This is a genomic window from Kineococcus sp. AC630 (assembly GCF_979255925.1).
The window spans coordinates 1-21,838 of record NZ_CEEDMJ010000043.1; the positions used below are offsets into that span (position 1 = coordinate 1).

General features: G+C 73.7%; 19 protein-coding genes. 3 read left to right on the forward strand and 16 right to left on the reverse strand.

The window, feature by feature from the left end:
• Positions 1 to 198: 198 nt before the first annotated feature.
• The 3 genes from AC0I8G_RS25245 to AC0I8G_RS25255 all read right to left on the reverse strand — a co-directional run bounded on the left by AC0I8G_RS25245 (position 199) and on the right by AC0I8G_RS25255 (position 5,244).
• Positions 199 to 2,808, reverse strand: coding sequence for an AMP-binding protein (locus tag AC0I8G_RS25245; protein ID WP_471732403.1), 2,610 nt, complete (start codon positions 2,806 to 2,808; stop codon positions 199 to 201).
• Between the two features lie 211 nt (positions 2,809 to 3,019).
• The gene (locus tag AC0I8G_RS25250) at positions 3,020 to 3,835 is read right to left on the reverse strand and encodes a ParA family protein (RefSeq protein ID WP_471732418.1); all 816 of its coding nucleotides are present in this window, start codon (positions 3,833 to 3,835) and stop codon (positions 3,020 to 3,022) included.
• Between the two features lie 377 nt (positions 3,836 to 4,212).
• A complete protein-coding gene (locus AC0I8G_RS25255; protein ID WP_471732404.1) occupies positions 4,213 to 5,244 on the reverse strand; it encodes a site-specific tyrosine recombinase XerD in 1,032 nt (343 codons plus the stop codon).
• A gap of 106 nt (positions 5,245 to 5,350) precedes the next feature.
• On the opposite strand from AC0I8G_RS25255, the gene AC0I8G_RS25260 reads away from it, so the two are divergent.
• Complete coding sequence (locus tag AC0I8G_RS25260; RefSeq protein WP_471732405.1) at positions 5,351 to 5,896, forward strand: PAS domain-containing protein; 546 nt, start codon at positions 5,351 to 5,353, stop codon at positions 5,894 to 5,896.
• Positions 5,893 to 6,816 carry a methyl-accepting chemotaxis protein gene (locus tag AC0I8G_RS25265; protein ID WP_471732406.1) on the forward strand — a complete coding sequence of 308 codons (924 nt, stop codon included), beginning with the start codon at positions 5,893 to 5,895 and terminating at the stop codon, positions 6,814 to 6,816. Before AC0I8G_RS25260 ends, AC0I8G_RS25265 begins: the two co-directional genes overlap by 4 nt.
• A 3-nt stretch (positions 6,817 to 6,819) precedes the next feature.
• On the opposite strand, the gene AC0I8G_RS25270 is transcribed toward AC0I8G_RS25265, so the two are convergent.
• From AC0I8G_RS25270 to AC0I8G_RS25330, 13 genes are all read right to left on the reverse strand, one after another.
• Positions 6,820 to 7,494 carry an NUDIX domain-containing protein gene (locus AC0I8G_RS25270; RefSeq protein WP_471732407.1) on the reverse strand — a complete coding sequence of 225 codons (675 nt, stop codon included), beginning with the start codon at positions 7,492 to 7,494 and terminating at the stop codon, positions 6,820 to 6,822.
• A complete protein-coding gene (locus AC0I8G_RS25275; RefSeq protein WP_380256000.1) occupies positions 7,491 to 9,209 on the reverse strand; it encodes a CTP synthase in 1,719 nt (572 codons plus the stop codon). Before AC0I8G_RS25275 ends, AC0I8G_RS25270 begins: the two co-directional genes overlap by 4 nt.
• 50 nt (positions 9,210 to 9,259) lie before the next feature.
• The gene (locus AC0I8G_RS25280) at positions 9,260 to 10,318 is read right to left on the reverse strand and encodes a glycosyltransferase family 4 protein (RefSeq protein WP_471732408.1); all 1,059 of its coding nucleotides are present in this window, start codon (positions 10,316 to 10,318) and stop codon (positions 9,260 to 9,262) included.
• A gap of 16 nt (positions 10,319 to 10,334) precedes the next feature.
• Positions 10,335 to 11,954, reverse strand: a complete 1,620-nt coding sequence (murJ, locus tag AC0I8G_RS25285) for a murein biosynthesis integral membrane protein MurJ (protein WP_471732409.1) — start codon at positions 11,952 to 11,954, stop codon at positions 10,335 to 10,337.
• Entirely contained in the window at positions 11,951 to 12,811 is an 861-nt protein-coding gene (locus AC0I8G_RS25290) for a hypothetical protein (protein ID WP_471732410.1), read from the reverse strand. Before AC0I8G_RS25290 ends, murJ begins: the two co-directional genes overlap by 4 nt.
• Positions 12,808 to 13,776: a copper transporter gene (locus tag AC0I8G_RS25295; RefSeq protein ID WP_471732411.1), complete on the reverse strand. Its 969-nt coding sequence runs from the start codon at positions 13,774 to 13,776 to the stop codon at positions 12,808 to 12,810. The genes AC0I8G_RS25290 and AC0I8G_RS25295 overlap by 4 nt, the downstream gene beginning before the upstream one ends.
• Positions 13,777 to 13,843: 67 nt before the next feature.
• The gene (steA, locus tag AC0I8G_RS25300) at positions 13,844 to 15,064 is read right to left on the reverse strand and encodes a putative cytokinetic ring protein SteA (RefSeq protein WP_471732412.1); all 1,221 of its coding nucleotides are present in this window, start codon (positions 15,062 to 15,064) and stop codon (positions 13,844 to 13,846) included.
• Positions 15,065 to 15,082: 18 nt separating this feature from the next.
• The gene (recN, locus tag AC0I8G_RS25305; protein ID WP_471732419.1) at positions 15,083 to 16,900 is read right to left on the reverse strand and encodes a DNA repair protein RecN; all 1,818 of its coding nucleotides are present in this window, start codon (positions 16,898 to 16,900) and stop codon (positions 15,083 to 15,085) included.
• 16 nt (positions 16,901 to 16,916) lie between these two features.
• On the reverse strand, positions 16,917 to 17,855 hold the full coding sequence (locus AC0I8G_RS25310) for an NAD kinase (protein WP_380255991.1): 939 nt from the start codon (positions 17,853 to 17,855) through the stop codon (positions 16,917 to 16,919).
• Positions 17,852 to 18,664 (reverse strand): TlyA family RNA methyltransferase, encoded by an 813-nt coding sequence (locus tag AC0I8G_RS25315; protein ID WP_471732413.1) that lies wholly within the window; start codon positions 18,662 to 18,664, stop codon positions 17,852 to 17,854. Before AC0I8G_RS25315 ends, AC0I8G_RS25310 begins: the two co-directional genes overlap by 4 nt.
• 2 nt (positions 18,665 to 18,666) lie before the next feature.
• On the reverse strand, positions 18,667 to 18,864 hold the full coding sequence (locus AC0I8G_RS25320) for a hypothetical protein (protein ID WP_471732414.1): 198 nt from the start codon (positions 18,862 to 18,864) through the stop codon (positions 18,667 to 18,669).
• A gap of 10 nt (positions 18,865 to 18,874) precedes the next feature.
• Positions 18,875 to 19,990 (reverse strand): HAD-IIA family hydrolase, encoded by a 1,116-nt coding sequence (locus AC0I8G_RS25325; RefSeq protein WP_471732415.1) that lies wholly within the window; start codon positions 19,988 to 19,990, stop codon positions 18,875 to 18,877.
• Positions 19,987 to 20,424 (reverse strand): tetratricopeptide repeat protein, encoded by a 438-nt coding sequence (locus AC0I8G_RS25330; protein ID WP_471732416.1) that lies wholly within the window; start codon positions 20,422 to 20,424, stop codon positions 19,987 to 19,989. The genes AC0I8G_RS25325 and AC0I8G_RS25330 overlap by 4 nt, the downstream gene beginning before the upstream one ends.
• A 55-nt stretch (positions 20,425 to 20,479) precedes the next feature.
• On the opposite strand from AC0I8G_RS25330, the gene AC0I8G_RS25335 reads away from it, so the two are divergent.
• A complete protein-coding gene (locus AC0I8G_RS25335) occupies positions 20,480 to 21,679 on the forward strand; it encodes a DUF1015 family protein (protein ID WP_471732417.1) in 1,200 nt (399 codons plus the stop codon).
• Positions 21,680 to 21,838 lie beyond the last annotated feature (159 nt).

Here is a 21,838-nt window from a genome sequence, read left to right on the forward strand (position 1 = left end):
GCGCTGGGTGGGCGGGGCGGCGGTCGGGGGCATGCCCAGAAAGGTGGCACGCGGTCCCGCTCCACCCGTGACGGATCGCGACCGGTTGCGCCGTGTGGGGTTTCAGCGTCACCCGCTCTGCGCAAGCAGTGACGACGCTGTGTGGTCGGATCGGGTGAGTTCGGAGTTCCCGGCCCCGGACCCACCCGATCCGTGGTGTCAGCGGTCGGCGAGTTCCCCGTGGTGGTCCCGCAGGTCGAGGACGGCGGGCGCGTCCCCGGAACGCAGTTCCGCCGAGACGAGGGCGGCGACCGGGGCCACCCGCGGGTCACGCAGGATCGACATGTGCTCGCCGGCGACCTCGACGATGCGGGCGTCGCCGCTGAGGTGGGGACCCCACTGCCGGCGGGCTGCGGCGTCCACGTCGTCGCCCGCGACGAGGACGAGGGTACGACCGGGGTAGACCTCGGTGGTGTACCTGCGCTGCAGGAAGTTCCCCTGCCGGAAGAACCGGATGTAGTGCCCGAGGCCGGAGTGCGCCTTGATCCCGGTGAGGGCGAGGGAGACCCCTTCCTTCAGCTTGGCGAGCGTCGAGGGGTGGTGCACGACGGGCATCAGCGCGGGGTCCGGCGGGAAGGAGTCGAGGACGATCAGGGTCTCGACCTCCTGGCCCGCACGGCGCAGCTGGTGCGCCATCTCGAGGGCGATGAGACCGCCGAGGGAGTGCCCCGCGATCCGGTAGGGGCCTTCGGGCTGCTCCCCGCGGACCGTCGCGACGTGCCGGCGGGCGATGCGCCCGATCGACCAGTCGGGCAGGGCCCGGTTCTCCAACCCGTTGGCCTGCAACCCGAGGACGGGGATGCCGGGCACGATCTGGTGGGCCAGGGTCCGCATCGCCAGCGCGGCGCTGCCCGCTCCGGCGACGAGGAACAGCGGTCGTTCCCCGCCCTCGGGACGCAGCGGGACGAGGGTGGGCCGGTCGCTGCGGACCTTCGACCGCGCGGCGGCCGCGAACGACGCGACGGTCGGTGCGGCGGCGAGGGTCGCGGTCCCGATCTGGGCGAGCGACTGGTCCCCCAGTGCTTCGAGGCGACTCACGAGGGCCTCGGCCGCGAGGGAGTCGCCACCGAGTTCGAAGAAGTCGTCGTGGATGGAGAGGTCCTCCAGTTCGAGGACGGCGCAGAACTGTTCGAAGACGACCTCCTCCCAGCCCGTGCGCGGAACCTCGAAGGGAGCCGAACTCGGTGCGGGGTCCGGGAGTCGGGACCGGTCGAGCTTCCCGCGTTCGGTGCGCGGCAACGCGTCCAGGAACACGACGTGCTCGGGGACCATGTGCGAGGGCAGGTTCTCGCGCACCACGGCACGGACGGCCGAGGCCTGCGGACGCGGACCCTCGGGGACGACGTAGGCGACCAGGGACATCCGCCCGGTGCGGGCGGAGGGCCGGCCGACGACGAGGGCCTCGCGGACGTCGGGCTGGGCGAAGAGCAGGGCGTCGACCTCTCCGGGTTCGACGAGCAGGCCGCGCACCTTCACGCTGTGGTCGCTGCGACCGAGCAGACGCAGGCAACCGTCGCGGCCGAGGGACCCGACGTCGCTGGTGCGGAACGTGCGGGAGCCGTCCGGGTTGTCCCTGAACACCTCCGCGGTCTTCTCGGGGGCGTTCCAGTAGCGACCACCGAGCCAGCGGCTGGTGAGGACGACGCGCCCGGTGCCCTCGTCGGAGAGGGAGCCGTCCTCGAGTTCCACCTGGAGCCGGGCGCCGGGAACGGCCCAGCCGACGGGCGTCGCACCGTCGGGTGACTCGTCGTCGCCGCTGATGGCGTACTCGGTCATCAGCCACGTCTCGGTCGATCCGTAGCGGTTGCGCACCACGCAGTCCGGGCCGACGGCGCGGCGGATCGCGGCGAGTTCGGCACCGTGGACGGTCTCACCGGCCATCGTCACGCTCCTCAGCCCGGGGAGTCGTCCCCGCGCCCCGAGCGAGGTGATGACCCCGCGCAGGATGGCCGGCGAGGCGAGCAGGACGTCGGCGCCCACGTCGGCGAGGAAACCCGGGAGTTCCGCGATCGAGCGGCGACGCGGGTCGAAGAGTTCCTGGCGGGCGCCGACGAGCAACGCCCCGAGGGTCGGGGTGACCCCGGCGCTGAACGCCATCGGCAGCAGGTGCGCGACGACGCTGCCGGCCGGGTAGGCACCGGTGCCCTCGGAGCTCACCCAGGTGTCGTGCAGGATCGAGCGGTGCTCGCAGGCCACGCCCTTCGGTGCGCCGGTGGAACCGGAGGTGTAGACGATGACCGCGACGTCGTCGGGGTCGGCCGGCGAGCCGAGCAGCGCGGCGGCCGCGTCGACGTGGTCGGGCCAGGCGGACGCGTCGGCCGAGTCCGGGTCGAGGACGTTCGCGGCGACCTCGGCCGCGGTGGCGGTGCGTGCGGTGTCGGAGACGACCAGGCTCGCGCCGGCCGCCTCGACGTAGTGCCGCAACCGCGGTGCCGGGGTCGTCGGGTCGAGCACGACGACGGGGTGACCGGCGGCGATCACCCCGACCATCGCGGCGACGGCACCGACGTCGTGCCCGCGGAGCACCGCGACCGGGGTGGCCCGGGGGTCGAGACCCGCGTGGTGGGCCAGCACCGCCGACCGCACGAGTGCGGCCCGCCGCAGCAGGTCCGCCCCGGTGAGCCGGTCGACGCCGTCGGCGACCAGGACCTCGTCGGCGCACGCGAGCGCGACGTCGACGATGCGCGGGATCAACTGTCCCTGCGCGTGTTCCTCGGAGAACCTCGTGAACCCTTCGTCCACGGCGTCCGTCCCTGTCGTGACCCCCACGGGTGAGCCCCCTCCCCCGACCGGCCTAGGAAACCGGTCTCGTGGGGCCGAACCCTAGCCCGTCCGGGGTCGCCCCAACGGAGCAGCAGCGTGGTTCCGACCACAACACCACCGCACGGACGCCGGAGCTCTACGGACGGTCCTCACCGCTGACCCAGAGCCACCGGAAACCCCGGGATCCCTTACGCCACGGGAGGTTCGGGGCGGGGACTCAGGCCGCGTCACCCCGGGCGACGAGTTCACGGGCCAGCTGGCGGTACGACTCGGCTCCCGGGTGGTTGCTGGCGTAGGACGTGATGGGTTCGGCCGCCACCGTCGCGTCGGGGAACTTCACCGTCCGCCCGATCACGGTGTGGAACACGTCGTCGCCGAAGGCCTCGACGACACGGCTCACGACCTCACGGCTGTGCAGGGTCCGGCCGTCGTACATGGTGGCGAGGATCCCGTCGACCTCCAGGGCCGGGTTCAACCGTTCCTGCACCTTCTCGATCGTCTCGACGAGCAGCGCGACCCCGCGCAACGCGAAGAACTCGCACTCCAACGGGATCAGGACCCCGTGGGAGGCGGTCAGCGCGTTGACGGTGAGCAGGCCCAGCGAGGGCTGGCAGTCGATGAGGACGACGTCGTAGTCGTCGAGGGCCGGCCGCAGCGCGCGGGCCAGGACGCTCTCGCGGGCGACCTCCCCGACCAGCTGCACCTCGGCGGCGGAGAGGTCGATGTTCGCGGGCAGCAGGTCGAGACCCTCGACGCCGGTCTCCCGGATGACCTCGCGCACGTCGGTCCCGCGCTCCATGAGGAGCTGGTAGACGGTCTTGTCGAGCTCGTGGGAGTTGATGCCCAGTCCCGCCGACAACGCGCCCTGCGGGTCGAAGTCGACCAGCAGCACGCGGCGGCCGTACTCGGCCAGCGCGGCCCCGAGGTTGATGGTGGTCGTCGTCTTGCCGACCCCACCCTTCTGGTTGCACATCGAGATGACGCGCGCCGGGCCGTGCTGCGCCAACGGGGCCGGCACCGGGAAGACCGGCATCGGGCGCCCCGTGGGGCCGTTCTGCGGCCCCAGCTCGATCTCGCCCTGCACCGCACGGGTCTCCCGGACCTCGCCCGCCGGAACGGGCGGCGGCTCCGTCTCGACGGGTGACTGCGGTTCGGGCCGGGGCTCGGACTGCGCGACCGGCTGCTGGATCGGCTGCGGCAGGGCGGTGGGTCGCTGCGGGAAGGGACGCGGGACCGGCCGCGGGAGGGGCTGCACCACCGGCGGGGCCACCGGCTCCTGCACCGGAGCCGGCACTCGAGCGTCGTCGCTCGTCGGCGTGCCGGTGGCGTGCTGGGGGTACTCGCTGGTCACGGCGGGGCACTTCCTCGGGCAGTCGTGGGCGTGTGACGGGTGTGTCTCTGCGGGTGACCCTAGTCCGCCGGGCGTGGTGGAGCGGTGGACGGGTCCTGAGCACGTGGGTGGCTCTCCGCGTGCACCTCGCGCAGCGAATCAGCCGTGACGAGGGTGTAGACCTGCGTCGTCGCCACCGAGGCGTGACCGAGCAGCTCCTGCACCACCCGGACGTCGGCCCCTCCCCGCAGCAGGTGCGTCGCGAAGGAGTGACGCAGCGTGTGCGGCGAGACGGCCCGGGTGATCCCCGCCCGACGCGCCGCCGACTGGAGCACCGCCCACGCGCTCTGTCGCGAGAGCCGACCACCACGGGTGTTGAGGAACAACGCGGGTGTCCCCCGACCGGCGGCCACCAGCTGCGGACGCGACCGGACGAGGTACTGCTCGAGCGCGGTGCGGGCGTAGGACCCGATGGGGACCACCCGTTCCTTCGACCCCTTGCCGCGCAACCGGACCACGCCGGTCTCACCCAGCACCTCGGGCATCGCGTCGTCGACGTCGAGCCCTACGGCCTCGCTGATGCGCGCCCCGCAGCCGTAGAGGACCTCGAGCAGCGCGGCGTCGCGCCAGGGCACGGCTGACTGCGCGCCGTCACCGCCGGACCGCGCGACGTCGAGCAGCCGGGTGACCTCCTCCACCGTCAGCGCCGCGGGGAGCCGACGCGGTGGCGCCGGTGGTCGCACCAGCACCGAGGGGTCGTCGGCGCTGCGGCCCTCGGCGTGCAGGAACCGGTGCCACCCGCGGACGGCGGAGGCCGCCCGGGCGGTGGAACTGGCCGTGAGCACCGCCGCGCCGTCCTCGCCGGTGCGCAGGGCCACGACGAACGCGCTCACGGCGGCCTCGTCGACCTGACGGGGATCGGTGATCCCCCGGCCGGCCAGGAAGCGCACGTAGCGGGCCAGGTCACGGCGGTAGGCCCCCAGCGTGTTGGCGGACAGGCCGCGTTCCACATGCAGGTGACCGAGGTAGTCCCGGACCGCCGCCTGCAGGGCGCTCGCCTCGCGGGGTTCCCCGGAGTCACCGGGGGCAGCGGCGAGGACCTGGGCGGACACGCTCCGACCCTACGGGGCGCGCACCCCGCCGTGACCGGGGACACACACCGGGACCGGGCGGGGAGATCCGGTCAAGTCGTTCACCCGTTCGGCCGACCACACCTGCGTGCGAGCATCGAGAACCTCACCCACCGGCGTCGAACGGCGCTTCGGCGACGACGAGCTGATCGTGACCAAGACCGATGCACGCGGGGTCATCACCTACGCCAACGACGTCTTCCTCCGCGTGTCCGCCCTGACCGAGGACGAGGTCGTGGGCCAGCCCCACAACATCATCCGGCACCCCGGGATGCCTCGCGGGATCTTCGACCTGCTCTGGGAGACCCTGCGCAGCGGCAGCGAGATCTTCGCCTACGTCGTGAACCTGGCCGCCGACGGTGCCCACTACTGGGTGCTGGCGCACGTGACGCCCAGCGTCGACGCCCACGGGAAGCTGCTCGGCTACCACTCCAACCGGAGGGTCCCGGTCCCCGCGGCCCTCACCGCGGTGCGCCGCCTCTACGACGAACTGCTGGCCGTCGAGGCCCGGTTCAGCCGACCCGCCGAGGCCGTCGCCGCCTCCCGTGCCCTCCTCGCCGAACGTCTCGACACCGCGGGGATGACCTACGACGAGTTCGTGTGGTCCCTCAGCCCCGAAGGAGTGGCCGCGTGAACCTGCTGCGACGCAGGCCGTCGGTACCCACCGGCCGCACGCACGACGACGTCCTGCGCACCGTCGCGGCCGTCGCCGGACGGGCCGCCGCGGGCGACCTGGAGGCCCGCGTGCCCCACCTCGGGGACGACGCCGTGCTGGTCGAGCTGCGCACCGCCTTCAACCACCAGCTCGACATGACCGACGCCTTCGTCCGCGACGCGTCCGCGACGCTGACGGCGGCCAGCGAGGGCCGGTTCCACCGCCGCTTCCTCCTCGGCGGCACCCGCGGCGCGTTCCGCAACGGAGCACAGGTCATCGACGCCGCGCGCCGGGCCAGCGCGACCGCCGGCGCCGAGCTGGACCAGGCGACCGCCAGTCGCCTCGCCCTCGCCGACGAACTGGAGTCCACCGTCCTCGGGGCCTCCGAGCAGGTGAGCGCCGGGGCCACCAGCGCCGGGGCCGGGGCCGCCGAGCTCGCCCGCACGGCCCGCGACGCCGTCGAGCAGGTCCAACGGGCCGTCGCGACGGTCGGATCGTTGCGCGAGGCGTCCTCGCGCATCGAGGAGGCCGTGAAGCTCATCGAGAAGGTCGCCGCGCAGACCCGTCTGCTGTCGCTGAACGCGACCATCGAGGCCGAGCGCGCCGGGCCGGCCGGGGCGGGGTTCGCCGTCGTGGCCGAGGAGGTCAAGCGCCTCGCCGACCAGGCCGCCCAGTCCAACTCGGTCATCGCCGCGCAGGTGGCGGCGAGCCAGCAGGCCACCGAGGAGGCCGTGGCCGTCATCGAGGGTGTCGCCGCCCGGATCGAGAGCATGGACGCCGAGGTCGGCGCCATCACCGACGCCGTCTCCGGTGGGGGCGGAACCACCGGACTGTCGGAGATCGCCGGCCTCCTGCAGCAGCAGGTCGGCGGTTTCGTCGCGACCGTCCGGGGTTCCTGAGGACTACCCCTGCGGACGCAGCAGCCCGGTCGGCCAGGGGGTCTCGGCCGGGCGCAGCGCGTCCAGACCGCTCGCCCTGGCCGCCTGCAGGGCGAGCACCCCGATGACGCTGCCCGGGTTCGCGAACCGGCCCGCCAGCACCGCGTCCACGGCCTGCGCCAACGGGACGCGGACGGGGACGAGGTCCTTCTCCTCGTCCTCGCGCACGTGCCGGTCCGCCGGCGCCACCGCGGACAACCCGCGGGCGAGGTAGACGCGGTTCGCCTCGCTGGAACCTCCCGGCGAGTTGAACCAGTCCACGAGGACGGCCCAGTCGGAGGCGACGAGGTCGGCCTCCTCGGCGAGTTCGCGCTGTGCTGCCAGCAGCGGCGCCTCGCCGGCGACGTCGAGCAGTCCGGCCGGCAGTTCCCACAGCTCCCGGCGGACCGGGTGGCGGTACTGCTTGATGAACAGGACGTTCTCGTCGTCGTCGAGGGCCAGGATGGTCACCGCGCCCGGGTGGCGCTGGACGTCACGCACGACCGGGGAACCGTCGGTGAGCTCGACCGTCTCGCTCACCACGTCCCAGACGTGACCGGCGAAGACGACCTCGCTGCCCGCGAGGCGACGCTGCGCCGGTGCGTCCGACAGCTCCGCCCCGTCGACGACGGGAACCTGCAGTTCCTCCGGGAAGCTCATGCCGTCACGTCCGAGAGCTGCTCGGTCACGGGTTCCGCGGGCTGCGGGTCCACGTCGATGAGCTGCCCCTCGCGCTGACGACGCAGGGCCGCCGCGACGAGACCGGAGAACAGCGGGTGCGCCCGGGTCGGGCGCGACTTGAACTCCGGGTGGGCCTGGGTCCCGACGTAGTACGGGTGGACGTCGGCGGGCAGTTCCACGAACTCGACGAGTTCGCGGTCGGGGGAGGTGCCCGAGAAGACGAGACCCTTCTTCGACAGCTGGTCGCGGTAGGAGTTGTTCACCTCGTAGCGGTGACGGTGGCGCTCCGAGATCCGCTCGCTTCCGTAGGTGGTCGCCACGACGGAACCCTGCTGGAGGACCGCCTCGTAGGACCCGAGGCGCATGGTGCCGCCCATGTCGCCCTCACCGGAGACGATCTCGCGCTGCTCGGCCATCGTCGCGATGACCGGGTGCTTCGCGTCGGGCTCGAACTCCGTGGAACTCGCGTTCCGCAGGCCGGCGACGTTGCGCGCGTACTCGATCACCATGCACTGCAGACCGAGGCAGAGACCGAGCGTCGGGACACCGTTCTCGCGGGCCCAGCGCAGCGCACCGAGCTTGCCCTCGATGCCGCGCACCCCGAAACCGCCCGGGACGCAGATCGCGTCGACCCCGTGCAACTGCTTCTGCGCACCCTCCTGGGTGGCGCAGTCGTCGGCCGCCACCCACCGGATGTCGACCTTCGCGTCCTCGGCGAAACCACCGGCGCGCAACGCCTCGGTGACCGAGAGGTAGGCGTCGGGGAGGTCGATGTACTTGCCCACGAGGGCGATCTCGACGTGGCGACGCGGGTTGTGCACGCGACGCAGCAGGTCGTCCCAGGTGGTCCAGTCCACGTCGCGGAAGCTCAGGTTGAGCTTGCGGACGAGGTAGGCGTCGAGACCCTCGCGGTGCAGGACCTTCGGGATGTCGTAGATCGAGGGCGCGTCGATCGCGGCCACCACGGCCTCGTCGTCGACGTCGCACATGGAGGCGATCTTCCGCTTGACGCCTTCGGGGATCTCCCGGTCGGCGCGGCAGACGATGGCGTCGGGCTGGATGCCGATGCTGCGCAGGGCCGCGACGGAGTGCTGGGTGGGTTTCGTCTTGAGCTCTCCGCTGGGACCGATGTAGGGCACCAGGGACACGTGGACGAAGAACACGTTGTCGCGGCCGAGGCGCTGCCGCACCTGGCGGGCGGCCTCGAGGAACGGCAGCGACTCGATGTCGCCGACGGTGCCACCGACCTCGGTGATGATCACGTCGATGTCGTCGCGGGCCTGGGCCCGCATCCGGTCGACGATCTCGTTGGTGATGTGCGGGATGACCTGGACGGTGTCGCCGAGGTACTCGCCACGACGTTCCTTGGCGATCACCGACGAGTACACCTGGCCGGTGGTCACGTTCGCGGAGGCGTCGAAACGCACGTCGAGGAAGCGTTCGTAGTGACCGATGTCGAGATCCGTCTCGGCGCCGTCGTCGGTCACGAAGACCTCGCCGTGCTGGAACGGGTTCATCGTGCCGGGGTCGACGTTGAGGTAGGGATCGAGTTTCTGCATCGCCACCCGCAGGCCACGGGCCCGGAGGAGTCGGCCGAGGCTGGAGGCCGTGAGCCCCTTCCCGAGGGAGCTGGCCACACCCCCGGTCACGAAGACGTGCTGGGTGGGGGACTCGGGAGTGCTGCGGTTCGCCACGGAGTTCGAGCGTACCGGACGCACGGCCTCCTCGCCGCCGCGCCGCGCGATCAGGACCGGAGACGGTCGTGGACCCCGCGGACCTGGGCGAGCGCCGCCGCCGCGCCCGGCAGCCGGGCCGCACGGGCCGCGGAGCGGCGTCCACGGTCCTCCCGCGCACCCCGATCACCCAGCAGGGCGTCCAGGGCGTCCGCGAACGCCCTGGGGTCTCCCACGGGCACCAGCACGGCGGCGTCCCCCGTGACCTCCCGGGTGCCACCGACGTCGGTCGCCACCACCGGCACGCCCGCCCGCAGGGCCTCCTGGACGAAGACCGGCTGGCCCTCCCAGAGGCTCGTGCTCAGGGCGACGTCGGCGGCGGCCAGCAGGTCGGCCACGTCGTCGCGTCGACCGACCAGCGTGACCGGGAGCCGCTCGTCGCGGACCCGGGCCGCGAGCTCGTCGTGCAGCGGCCCGTCCCCCACGACGACGATGCGCCCGAGGGTGAGCCGGCCGGCGACGTCCAGCAGCGTCGGCAGCCCCTTCTGCGGGGCGAGCCGCGCGACCGCCAGGGCCACCGGGCCCTCCCCCAGGACGGCGCGCCCCCGGGTCGCCTCCCCCGCCGGGAGTTCCGGTGCGGGCACGAGGGCCCGTTCGGCGGTCCGCGCCCCCAGGGCCCGGGCGATCTGCACCAGGTCCTGCGAGACCCCGAGGACGACGTCGGCCCGACGGCAGACGACGCGCAGGACGCCCAGTCCGAGCCGCGCGCGCGGCCCCGCACCGAGGACGGCGTTGTGCAGGGTCACCACGAACGGGGTCCGTCGCCCGACCGCGAGCGCCGCGACGAGCCCGGCCCGCACCCCGTGGGCGTGGACCAGCGCCCCGGGAGCCGCGCGCAGCGCCGCGCGCAGCGCCGCGACCGCTCGCAGGTCCCGGACCGGGTCGAGGTTCGCGCCGATCTCCACGGCCGTGGTCGCCGCGTCGAAGCCGAACCGCCGCAACGTCTCCGCGGGCGCCGCGACGCGGACGTCGACGCCGGCCGCGCGCAGTCCGGCGCAGAGCTGGACGACGTGGCGGCCGACTCCCCCGGCGCTGCTGCCGAGGACGAACACGACGGGACCGTTCGACACGAGGGTTCTCCTTGGCTCAGCGGCGCACGACGCGCCGCAGGGTGCCCGTGAGCGCACGGACGTCGGTGGGGGCGGTGAAGCGGGCCACGAGCGCCCAGACGAGGACGGCGAGCACGCCGACGCCGACGCCGAGGGCGACCTCGCCCGGGGTCCCGTGCACGTCGACCCGGGCTCCGACCAGCCCGCCCGCGAGCCCGCCCGCGAGCGCCGAGAGCAGCGAGGCGACGACGACGCGGACGAGCCCGGTGAGGGATCCGGGTCCGGCCGCGCGGTGGACGGCGCGCAGCAGCAGGACCCCGGCCACGGTGAGCCCGAGGGTGTGCGCGAGGGCGAGCGCGCTCACGACGCGCTGGTCGGGCAGCACCGCGGGCAGGACGACGACGCCGACGAGGACGACGACCCAGCCGGTCACCGTGCCGGCCGCCGCGGAGCGCCCCTCGCCGAGGGCGTAGAGCGCCCGGGTCAGGAGGGCGACGAGTCCGTAGCCCAGCAGGCCCGGCGCGAAGAGGACCAGTGCCGCCGCGAGGTCCCCGGACTGCCCGGACCCGACACGACTCGCGACGAAGACGACGGCGACCGGCGCGGCGACGGCCGCGAGGGCAGCGGCCCCGAGCGAGCTGACCAGCAGGACGACGCGCACCGCGGGCGCGAGGATCGTCGCGAACTCCTCGCGGGCCCCTTCCGCCGCGCGCGAGAGCCGAGGGAAGACGGCGGTGGCGACGGGGACGGCGAGCACGGCGTAGGGCAGCAGGAACATCGCCCAGGCGTAGCTCCAGCGGTTCACCGCGCCGGTCGCCCCGTCGTTCGCGGCCACCGTGATCGCGATGGTCACCACCTGCTGGGCGAGCAGGACGGCGAGTCCGGACAGGGCGAGCGAGCGCAGCCGGGACCCGTCACCGGGGGTCGGGCGCAGGGTCGGGCGCCAGCGGACGGCGCTGCGCAGGGCCGGAGCGTGCGCCAGGGCCAGCACGAGGACCCCGAGGGTGGTCCCCCCGGCGAGCACCGCCACGGCCCGGTCGGGGACCGCGGCCAGGTTCCCGCGGACGACCGCGGCCGGGACCATCCAGCCGACGACCAGGTAGGCGAGGCCGACGACGAGGCTGGAGACCAGGGGCGCGGCGGCCGGGGCGGTGAAGCGTTGCTGGGCCTGCAGGACCCCGGCGAAGACGACGGCGACGGCGTACAGCGGGACCTGCGGCAGGAAGACCCACAACATGACGGTGCCGGTGCGCAGCAACGAGTCCCCGCACCCCTCGACGGAGCCGCCACGTAGCAGCAGCCCCATGACGGGCCGCGCCAGCAGCGCCGTGAGCCCGGCGACGACGACGAGGACGAGGACGCTCCAGGTGAGCGCGGCCGACGCCGTCCGGGACGCGTCGGCGCGTTGCCGCTCGTCCCCCGAGGCGAGCCGGGAGGAGAGCAGCGGCACCAGGACCCCGGCCAGCGCCCCTCCCGCCACGACCTCGAAGAGGACGTTGGGGACCTGGTTGGCGGTCTGGTAGGCGGTGCCGAGACAGGTGTCACCGACGGTCTGGCTGAAGGCGAGGATCCGGCCGAACCCCGCGAGGCGGGCGAAGACCGTCAGCAGGGCGACCGTCGCCGCCGCGGCGGCGACGGAACGGACCTTCGGCGTCACGGACGGCCGAGGCGGTCGAGCTCCCGCAGCACCGGCACGGACTCGATGACCCGGCTGAAGCTGATCCGTTCCGAGGCCAGGGTCAGCCCCACCACGGTGGCCAGGGCCAGGCAGCGACCAGGCCGGTTCCACCGGGCGAGCGCGGCGACGCCGAGGACCCCGCCGAGGGCGTTCGCGCCCGTGTCGCCGAGCATGCTGCGCCCGGCGAGGTCGTCGGGCAGGACGGCCGAGCAGGCGCCGAGGACGGCGGCCGCGCAGGGGCGGGCCGCCGCCGCGCCGGCACTGCCGGGGGCTCCCACGGCCAGTGACACGGCCACGACCGTCGCGACCTTCGCCGCGCGCCCCGGGCGCAGGTCGAAGAGGTTCAGCAGGTTGGCGCTACCCGCCACCAGGGCACCACCGACGAAGGTGTCGAAGGCCTGCCCCACCGTGCGGGGACGATCGGTCACCACCGCGGCGGCGAGCCCGGTCGCGCCGATGCCCAGCACCTTCCAGGCCCCGGTGGTGACACGACGCCGGCGCAGCGCCTCGAGGTGACCGCGGAGACCGCGCGCACCGGCGTCACGGTCCCCGGCCCGTTCGGTGAGGTCGTCCAATGCCCCGAAAGCCCCGGCACCGAGGGCCGCGACGACTCCCGCGCTCCGGTACGGCGGACGGGCGGCCAACGACCCGGCGGCGACGGCGAGGGCCGCGGTGGGCCCCTCGAGCAGGGTGACGGTCGCTCCGCGGTGGTTGCGGCGGTCCCACCGCCGTGCCCCCGCCGGCGGGTGGTCCCGCAGCAGCGCGCCGAGGCGTCGACCCGCCCCGCGGGCTGCGGCGAGCGCCAGCCCGGACCGCGGTGTCGAGGCGCCGTTCACTGCGGTGCCGCCGGCAGCTGCGGGGAGACGGCGTCGGCGGAACCCGCGGTCCCGTACTGGCCCGCACCCCCGGACAGTTGCTGGCGCAGCCCGAGGACGACGTTGACCCGCCCGATCGGGGAGTCGAGGTCGTCGACCCCGCTGACGGTGGCCGCGACGTCCTTGTCGGAACGCAGTGCCGCGACCGGTCCACCGTCGGCGGCGGCCTCGGGCGGGCCCGCGAGCAGCGCACCCGCGCTGGCGGTGTCGAGCTCGCGGGCGAGCGCGACCCAGGCCGCGGCGTCCGCGGTGACCTGGGCGTCGGTGGCGTCGGAGTCGGGCGCTCCGCCGACGAGCAGGGCGAGTGTCGCCCGTTGCCCGCTCGCATCGGTTCCGCCGTCGACCTCGACGAGGCCCGCGTCGGTCAGCGCCTTCAGCACCGCTGCGCCGCCTTCGTCGGGCTGGCCGGTCTGCGCGAGCTCGGTGGTGACGAGGGCTCGGGCCAGCTCCGCGGCGAGCACGTCCTCGGTGCCGGCGTCGGTGGCGGGGGCCGTGGTCAGTTGACCGGTCAGCTCGTCGGCGACGTCGTCGCGGTCGCTCTGCTTCGCGGGGTCGATCCAGCTGTCCTGGACCGTGACCTGCGTGGACACGGTCGCACCCGCCTGCTCGAGGACGTCGACGGTGGCGTCGACCTGGCTGGAGTCGGCACCGGGGAGTTCCACGACGGCGACGCTGCGACCACCGAGCTGACGGGCGACCAGCGCCGGGGTGACGGCCTCGGCCCAGCTGTCCTGCGCCTTGGTGGCCGTGAGCGCGGCGTCGCGTTCGGAGCGCAACTGGTTCTTCTCCGCGGTCAGCTGCTTCACCTGGTCGGTGATCCCCGTCGAGATGCCCTCGTTCAGCGGACCGGCGCCCAGGACGATCCCGACGGCGAGCGCGAGGAAGATCGACACCAGCGAGACGACGTGGTAGCGGAAGTCGATCACTGGGCATCCTGTCGTCGATAAGTGGTGCGGTGCAGTCGGTCCGGGCGCCCTCGGCGGGACGCGCCGGTCACGGCCCCTCCCCCGGCAGCAGGCCGAGGAATCCCGCCCACAGGTCTTCGAAGCGGGCACCGGTGACCGCGAGGATCGCCTGGCCCGTCGGGGTGACCAGCAGCGCGGCGACGAGGGCCAGCACACCGGAGAGGACGAGGACGACGACCTGGGAGTCGGAGACCCGGGACCGGTAGAGCCGGGACACCCCCTTGGCGTCGACGAGCTTGCCGCCGACGCGCAGCCGGGTGAGGAAGGTGCTGGCCATGCCCGAGCGGCCCTTGTCCAGGAACTCCACGAGGGTCACGTGGGTGCCGACGGCGGCGATGAGCGTCGCGCCCTTGTCGTCGGCGAGCAGCATCGCGACGTCCTCGCTGGTCCCGGTGGCGGGGAAGACGACCGCGTCGATGCCCAGCGACCGGACCCGTTCCAGGCCGGGCGCACGTCCGTCGCGGTAGGCGTGCACGACGACCTCGGCGCCGCAGCGCAGCGCCGCGTCCGAGACGGAGTCCATGTCACCGACGATCAGGCCGGGTTTGTACCCGGCCTCGAGGATCGCGTCGGCGCCCCCGTCCACCCCGATGAGGACCGGCTTGTACTCGCGGATGTAGGGCCGCAGCGTGACCAGGTCCTCCTTGTAGTGGTACCCGCGGACCACGATGAGGACGTGCCGACCGTCGAGGTCGGTGCGGATGTCGGGCACCCCGACACCGTCGAGCAGGAGGTCGCGCTCGCGGCGCAGGTACTCCATCGTGTTGGCCGCGAAGGCCTCCAACTGCAACGACAGACCCGCCCGGGCGACCTCCATGTCCGCGGCGACGACCTCGGGGGTCAACCGGCGTCCGCGGGCCACGACGCGCCCGTCGACGCGGACGACGTCGTCGTCGAGCTGGAGCTTCGCGCCCTCGACGAGCGCGGTCATGGCGTCGTCACCGACCTCGTCGATGACGGGGATGCCGGCGTCGACGAGGATCCCGGGTCCCAGGTTCGGGTAGCGGCCGGAGGTGCTGCGGGAGGCGTTCACGACCGCGGCCGGGTGACAGGCGACGAGCGCCTCGGCGGAGACCCGGTCGAGGTCGAGGTGGTCGATGACGGCGACGTCGCCGGGTTTGAGGCGTTTGGTGAGCCGTTTGGTCCGGCGGTCCACCCGCGCCGTCCCCTTCACCACGTCGAGGGTGCCGGTCGTTCCGTTCGACTCGGCTCCGGCCGCGTCACCGCGCGCTCGTCGCCGCCTGATCACCGTCGAACTCCTCCACCCCTACGTCGCACGCCCGCGCGGCTTCCGCGCAGCAGTGCCCGATCGTCCCACGGGTGCAGGACCGCCCCGTGCCGCACGCGCCGGACGTGACCCGCTCGCGCGCCCGGCCCCGCTCTCCTGCACGGCTTCTGCACGTGAGGAGTTCAGGAGCTCCTCGGCGTGCGCGCGGGCGGTTCCCGACCCGCTGCCGGAGAGCATCCGGGCGAGCTCGGTGACGCGTCCCTCGTCGTCGAGACGCACCACCCCGGACTCGGTGACGCTGCCGTCGTCGGTCTTGACGACCGTGAGGTGGCTGTCGGCGAAGGCCGCGACCTGGGCGAGGTGGGTGACGACGACGACCTGGGTCGTGCGCGCCAGCCGCGCCAGCCGTCGGCCGATCTCGACCGCGGCGCGGCCACCCACACCCGCGTCGACCTCGTCGAAGACCATGGTCGGCACGGGATCGGTCCCGGCCAGGACGACCTCGAGGGCCAGCATCACCCGGGACAGCTCACCGCCCGAGGCACCGCGCGACAGCGGTCGTGGGGCCGCCCCGGAGTGCGCGGCGAGGAGCAGCTCGACGCTGTCGCAACCCCACGGACCGAGGTCGTGGCCGGTGTGGACGGCGACCTCGATGCGGGCGCTGGGCATGGCGAGCGCGGTGAGCTCGCTCGCCACCCGCTCCTCCAGCTTCGACGCAGCGGCCCTGCGGGCGGCGCTGAGTCGAGCGGCCAGGGCGCGCAGCTGCCCCTCGAGCTCGTCGCGTTCCTTGGCCAGCGTCTCCAGCCGGCCGTCGTCGTCGAGGTCGAGCAGCCTCTCCGCCGCGCCCCCCGCCCACCGGAGCACTCCCGCGACCCCCTCGGACGGGTCGGCCGCGTAGCGACGCACCAGTGCTGTCAGCTGCGCACGGCGTTCCTGGACGACGGCGAGGCGCAACGGGTCGGCCTCGAGGGACTGCGCGTAGGCCGCGACCTCGGTCGCGAGGTCCGCCAGCAGGTAGGAGACCTCCCCGGCGCGGGCCGCGAACCCGGACAGCGTCGGGTCGTGGTCGCCGGCCTGGCTCAGGGCGCGACGGGCGCTGTCGACCCGTGCGTCGGCGCCGCCCTCCCCGCTCCCGTCCCCCCCGCTGGCTTCTCCGGTCAGCGCCTCGTGGGCCGTCGAGACGGCCTCGCGGAGGACCTCGACGTGGGCGAGGCGGTCGGACTCCTCGCGCAGGGCGACGTCCTCCTCGGGCTGAGGATCGACGCGTTCCACCTCCTCCAGGCCCAGTCGCAGCAGCTCCGCCTCGCGGGCCCGCTCGGCGGAGTGGCCGGCGACGTGGTCGTGCTCGGCGCTGAGGGTCCGCCAGCGGGCGTGGACCTGCTGGTACTCGGCGAGGTCCTTCGCCACGACCGGTCCGGCGAAGGCGTCCAGGACGCGCAACTGCTGCGCCCCCGAGCGCAGTCGGAGCTGGTCGGTCTGACCGTGCACGGCGATGAGGTGCTCGGAGATCTCGGCCAGCACCCCGACGGGGGCGCTGCGACCACCGACGTGGGCCCGGCTGCGACCGGTCGCCGAGAGGGTCCGGACGAGCAGGAGCTCACCCTCGTCGACCTCGCCGCCCGCCTCACGGGTGCGGGCCGCGACGGCACCGTCCTCGGGGACCTGGATCCGGCCTTCGACGACGGCGGCGTCGTCGCCCGCGCGGACGGCACCGGCGTCGGCGCGCTCACCCATGAGCAGCCCGAGACCGGTCACGACCATCGTCTTGCCCGCGCCGGTCTCCCCGCTGATCACGGTGAGTCCGGGCCCCAGGGGGAGCCGCGCGTCGCGGATGACCCCCAGGGAGCGGATGTGCATCTCCTCGATCACGCCGTCACCCGTCCTCGCTCGAGCGCGGACCCCGCCAGCCCTGGACGGGCAGGCCGAACTTCGCCACGAGCCGGTCGGTGAAGCTGCCGGAACTCAGCCGCGCCAGCCGGATCGTCTGGGGCGAACGACGGACCTCGACGCGTGCACCGGCCGGGGCCGCGAACGTCCGTCGACCGTCGCACCACAGGACCCCGCCGTCACCCATCCCCGGCAGGACCTCGATCCCCACGACGGAGGTGGGGGCGATGACCAGCGGCCGGGCGAAGAGGGCGTGCGCGCTGATCGGGACGACGAGCAGCGCCTCGACCTCGGGCCAGACCACGGGGCCACCGGCGGAGAACGCGTAGGCGGTCGAACCCGTCGGTGTCGCCGCGATGACCCCGTCGGCACCGAACGTGCTCAGCGGTCGACCGTCGACGTCGACGACGAGCTCCAGCATCCGCTCACGGTTGGCCTTCTCGACCGAGACCTCGTTCACCGCCCACGACGAGGCCACGACCTGACCGTCGAGGACGACCTGCACGTCGAGGGTCATGCGCTCCTCGACGCGGTAGTCGGCCGCGACGACACGCGTGACGGTCCCGACGATCTCCTCGCGTTCGGCCTCCGCGAGGAAGCCGACGTGGCCGAGGTTGACCCCGAGCAGTGTCGTGTCGGTGCCGCGGACGAGCTCGGCGGCCCGCAGGATCGTGCCGTCCCCACCCAGGACGATGACCATCTCGGCCCCGAGGACGGCACCCTCGAGGTCGCACTCCTCGACCAGCGCGCGGTCGTCGACGCTCAGCGCCGACGCCTCGTCCGGGGTCATCAGGGTGCGGATCCCCGCCTCGTGGAAGCGGTGCACCACCTTGGTCAGCGCGGACACCGCCTCGGAACGACCGGTGTGGGCGAGCACCAGGACGGAACGCTCCGCCTGCGGGACGACAGCCGGTCGCCCGGTCACGACAACCCCGCCTGGGGGCCCTCGGCGATCGCCCGGGCGAGGTCGTCCTCGTCCAGGGCGGGCGCACCCGCACTCAGGTGCAGGAAGTACTCGACGTTGCCGGAGGGGCCGGGGAGCGGGCTCGCGGCGACGCCGCGCACCCCCAGGCCGACGGTGGCCGCGGCCGCCGCGACCGTCCGGACGGCGCCGGCACGCAACTCAGCGCTGCGGACCACGCCCCCCGCGCCGAGCGCGTCGCGACCGACTTCGAACTGCGGTTTGACCATGAGCACGTGTTCCGCCTCGGGAGTGATGCACCGCACCAGCGCGGGCAGGACGAGCGTCAGGGAGATGAAGGACAGGTCGGCGACGACCAGCGAGGGCGCCGGAGCGACGACCTCGGGTTCGAGGGTGCGGACGTTGGTGCGCTCCACGACCGTCACGCGGTCGTCGGTGCGCAGCGACCAGGCGATCTGGCCGTAGCCGACGTCGACCGCGACGACGTGCCCGGCGCCCCGCCGGAGCAGGACGTCGGTGAAACCGCCGGTGCTGGCGCCGGCATCGAGACAGCGACGCCCGGTGACGTCGACGGCGAACGCGTCGAGGGCGCCCACGAGCTTGTGGGCACCCCGGGAGACGTACTCGTCCTCGGCCGTGACCTCCTCGACGAGGATCGCGGCGGCGACGTCGACCTGGGTCGCGGGTTTCGCCGCGGTCGCGCCGCCGACACGCACGCGACCTGCGGTCACCAGTTCGGTCGCGTGCTCACGCGACCTGGCCAGACCTCGACGCACCAGTTCGGCGTCGAGGCGGAGCCTGCGGACGGCCACCGTCATCCCTCCGTCGCAGCCAACCGCTCGCGCAGGGCGAGGTCGACGGCGGTGTAGACGTCCACGTGCTCGTGGACGCTGACGGCCTCGAGGCCGTCGAGGCGGGCGAGAGCGTGGTCGAGCGCCTCGTCGTGGGCGGTCGAACGCGGGGACGGACCGGGCTTCGGCGCCTGGCTGCGAACGTCCTCGGGGTTCATCACGGGCGCCACGCTACAAGCCCGGTCCGACGCGCCCGGGGACGTCGTCCACAGCCGCGCGTTCGACCGGCTGTTCGACCAGTCCGGCGAGCGCTTCGACCGCGGCGGCGAGGTCGACCTCCAGCCCCCCGTCCACGCCGGCCCAGACGGCTGCGGCAGCCGCCCGCAAGACGTCGAGCCCGTCCGGACCGACCTCCCCGGCACGGACGACCAGCGACCCACGGACCACCTCGACCTGCGCCTCACGACAGGTCGCGAGGACTCCGTGGGGGCGCTGCACGACCTCCACCGCGGGGTGGACGTCCGCGAGGCCCCGCAGGTCGTGGCTGACGTGCCCGGGTCGCTCGTGCGGCTTCGCCGCGAGGAGTTCCCCGACCCCGGTCACGCCGGTGAGGACGAGCAGACCGGGGAGGCCTGCGGTGCGCGCTCCCTGCAGGTCGGTGTCCAGGCGGTCCCCGACGACGAGGGCGTTCTTGGCCTCCAACCGCTGCACGGCCGCGTCGAAGAGGGCGCGCTCCGGCTTGCCGCAGACGACGTCCGGGCCCCGCCCTGCTGCGCGGGCGACGAGGTCCACCAGCAGCCCGTTGCCCGGTGCGGGGCCTCCCGGAGTCGGCACCGTCGCGTCGAGGTTCGTCGCGACCCAAGGCAGACCCGAGCGGACCGCGTGGGTCGCTTCGGCGAGCTGGGCCCAGCTCAGGTCCGGGGAGAACCCCTGGACGACGGCGACGGCCTCGGTGCGCTCCTCCGTGGGGCGCAGTCCCACGTCCTCCAACGCCACGCGCAGTCCGGTGCCCCCGACGAGCAGCACCGCCGAACCGGCAGGCAGTTCGGCGGCGAGGTGGTCGGCGGCGGCCTGCGCGGAGTTGACGACGTCCTCGTCGGCGGCGGGGACACCGAGGTCGCGCAGGTGGTCCGCGACGGTCGCCGGGGTCCGGGAGGCGTTGTTCGTGATGAACCCCAGCCGGAGTCCCGCCGCGACGGCGACCTCGAGCGCGGAGACGGCGTGCGGGACGGCGTCCGGCCCGACGTAGACGACACCGTCGAGGTCGAGCAGCAGGACGTCGTGGTCGTCGAGGAGGGAACCGGTGCTGGCGGACAGGGTGGTGCTGGCGGACAGGGTGGTGCTCACGGATTCCCCGGGATCTGGCGCGCCGCGATCGTGGCGCGGACCTGTCGAAGGCGGTCGGCGTACTCCGGACGGTCTGGACGCATGGCGTGCGCCATGGCCAGGTGTTCGGCTGCGAGGCCGAACCGTCCGAGGCGGCTGAGGCAGAGACCCAGCCCGAAGTGAGCGTAGTCGTCGGCCGGCCGGGCGACGGCGAGGTCCCGGAAGGACTGCGCCGCTCCTGCCACGTCACCGGAGTCGTACTGGGCCCTGGCCAGGGCCTCCAGGACTCCGGTCGAGCTCGGTTCCTCGCCGTGGGCCCGGGCCAGCAACGTCGCCGCCGCGGCGGCTTCACCGGCTGCGAGCAAAGCGAGACCGCGGTGGAGCCACTCGTAGGTCCCCCCACTGGGACGCCCGCTCGAGCGGTCTCCGTCCCCTTCGGGAGAGCTCTGGGACACGGTGGACCTCCTCGCGATCAGGGGTGGAGCGGTCGACGACTGCTCCGACCGTAGGATGCGACGGGTGGAGGACGCACGCACGGGAACGCGTGCCCGACCAGGATCACCGTCGCGACCAGCCGAGTCACCAGGTCCACTGCTCCGGCCGTTCCCCGGCCTGCGCTACGACCCGGTCGTCGCGGGCCCGCTCGCCTCGCTGCTGGCCCCACCACACACCGAACTGGACCGCAGCGCACGCACAGCTCTGTTGGCGTCCTCGCGCTACGTCGTGACCCACCTGGAACGCCCCGAGTACGACCCCGGCCCCGGCCGCGCCGTGCAACGGTGGTTGGACGAGGGAGCGCTGGTCCAGGACGAACCCAGCTTCTACGTCGTCCGCCAGGAGCAGGACGGACGTGTACAGCACTTCCTGACGGGACAGCTCGACGTGTCCGCGCACGACGACCGCGTGCACCCGCACGAGGGCGTCTTCGGGCAGGCCGTCACCGCGAGGCTGGAACGGCTGGAGACGACGGGGGTGGATTCCGAACCCGTCCTCGTGGTCGACAGGCACCCCTGGCCGCTGTCCTGGACCGACCCGGCCTCGCTCGGTCGGCGGGTCGAGGTCGCGGAGAACGGCCGGTGCCACGTGGAGGTCTGGCAGCTCGACGATCCAGACGTGCTGACGGAACTCACCGCGGCCTCGGCAACGCACCGGTTCCTCATCGCCGACGGGCACCACCGCCACGCGGCAGTCCTCCGAGCCGCGCAACGCGACGGGACCCCGCACTCGTTGCTGGTCGCGGTCGCCGACGACGCGATCGAACCGGTCGACCTCCGCGCGCTGCACCGGGTCCTGCCGCGGGCAGCCGCTCAGGAGGTTCTTCGACGAGCCCCCCGACGACGCGACGTCGTGGTGAAGGACGCCACGGGAGTCGCCCTCATCACGGACGCCTTGGGATTCGAGCAGGCTCTGGTGGTCTGCGACGGAGACGCCGTCGTGGTCGAGTGCCCGCCCGCCACGGGGACGACGGTCGGTAGTGGCGCGTGGGTCGACACGGTCGTGCGGGGGTTCGGCACGGGCAACTCCGACGTGCGCTACCGACCCGACGCCGGCGCGATCTGGTCGACCCTTGGCGACCGCGCCGCGGTCTTCCTCCCCAAACCCCGGGTGCCGGCGCTCCAGGAGCTCGTCCGCGCAGGCAGCAGCCTCGGGAGGAAGACGACGTCCTTCCGCCCCAAGCCGCTCGCGGGGACCGTCCTGCGCTTGCGCTGAGAACGCCACAGGATCGGTTGGTTCTTCCTGAACAGGGCAGAAACACGTGTGGGGAGCAACCCCACAAGGGCTACTCCCCACACGATCCCACCACACAAAGTGAGTGGCCGGCGGTGACCTACTCTCCCACCCAGTCTCCCGAGCAGTACCATCGGCGCT